Genomic DNA, 1680 nt, shown 5'->3' with positions numbered 1-1680 from the left:
TAGTGTGAAAGAAAGTAGAGGGCAGCCACAAATGGACGCACTTTTTTAAGCTGTCTAAAAAGGCAACTTTTTGAAAGTTATAGAATTAGTGAATCAGATCAAGAAGCTAATGGTTCATTGGGAGGGAGTAATCCTTCTTTTTGAAGAAGCTTCATGGCTTGTTTGATAGCCTTTGCCTTTTGTTTTTCAATGAGAGGTGCAGGCATATCTATTTTATAAAGATCGCTCGGGTTCCATACCTCACCAGTAGACAGCATCTGGTAAATGGCTGTGAGAATCATTCGAGCAATTGCAATAATGGCTCTTTTCTTGCCACGACGCTTAACAAGAGATTCATATTTCTTTTTGTAGTAAGGAGACTTGTCAGATTTCACGGCTGCATGAGCGCATTGCACTAATGCAGGTTTGAGGTAGACTCCGGCACGTGTAATCCGAACTGATTTCTTCTTACCAGCAGATTGGTTGCTGCCTGGTGTGAGACCAGCCCAACAGCATAAGCGTTTCGAGTTGCAGAACTGAGACATATCAATACCAATTTCGGAGATGATAGTGATTGCACTATCACGTTTAACACCCGGAATAGTAATAAGAAACTGGATAGCATTTTCATAATCAGAATCAGAATCAGAAGAAATTAGAGATTCTATCATAGAGTCTACATCATTAATTTCAGCTGTGATATAATCCATATGTGCGCGGACGAGGCGCATACGATATTTTTGGGCATCAGTCATCTGATATCCTTCGATGGATTCAATCACCGCATCTTCTTTCGATTTGAGGCTCTTAAGAAGTTTAGAAGCGATTTCTTCATGATTGATAGACGTACCCGATTGTTCAAGCAGGTAGTCGATAATGGATGTGGATGACTTCCCAAAGATATCGGAAACAACAGAATCTAGTGCAACATTACAAACAGTGAGTGCATTCTGATATCTATTTTTTTCACTTGAACGGCAGGAAATAAGTTTATAGCGATACCTTGTATATTCCCGTAAAATACGAATTTTCTTGCAGGGAATGTAGCTGCCTTTCACAAGCCCAAGACGGAACAAATCTCCAATCCATTTAGAATCTTTTGTGTCATCCTTGTTGCCTTTGACAGCTTTTACCCATTTGGGATTAGCAATGGTGACATTGATTTCATCTTCAAGAAGATTAAAGACAGGAACCCAGTATTTCCCCGTGGATTCCATGCAGACATCATGGCAGTCATTATTAAGAAGCCATTGCTTGAACGCAAGAATAGAGTTGTTGAAAGTGGAAAAGCGCTTCTTTTGATAAAAAGGTTCAATGCCACCAGTGGTCTTGATGATTGTGGCAACGAGAAATGATTTGTGAACATCGACACCACAACAGGTTTGGTAAGTAACTTTCATAGTCATACTCCTTTCGTAAAAAGATAAGAAGCCATTGACTGAACTGCCACACAAACTAACTGAGAAGTTAAAACAATTCTTAGTGTACGGTCTTGTAGAGCCACTTATTTGTGCTTGAAAAGGCAGAACTTACACTGATTAGTATGCTGTCTAAAACGAAGAAAGTTTTTACAACTCCCCTCCCCGTGCTTTGTAGTATAGCTTCTTACTAGCTATTTTACATCACAGAGTGGAAATTGAAAAACTTTCATGACTATTTGTGCCGCGCCCGAAGGCGCGCGGAATGGAGATTAGTATGGAA

The 1680-nt window shown here is 39.9% G+C and carries 1 protein-coding gene; it reads right to left on the bottom strand.

Annotated elements, in window-relative coordinates; translation table 11 throughout:
• Positions 1–98 precede the first annotated feature (98 nt).
• The gene (locus BN3456_RS00450; protein WP_089981990.1) at positions 99–1379 is read right to left on the bottom strand and encodes an IS110 family transposase; all 1281 of its coding nucleotides are present in this window, start codon (positions 1377–1379) and stop codon (positions 99–101) included.
• Positions 1380–1680 lie beyond the last annotated feature (301 nt).

Source organism: Clostridium sp. C105KSO13 (genome assembly GCF_001517425.1).
Taxonomy (GTDB): domain Bacteria; phylum Bacillota; class Clostridia; order Lachnospirales; family Lachnospiraceae; genus Muricomes.
This window is presented reverse-complemented; position numbering and strand designations above follow the sequence as displayed.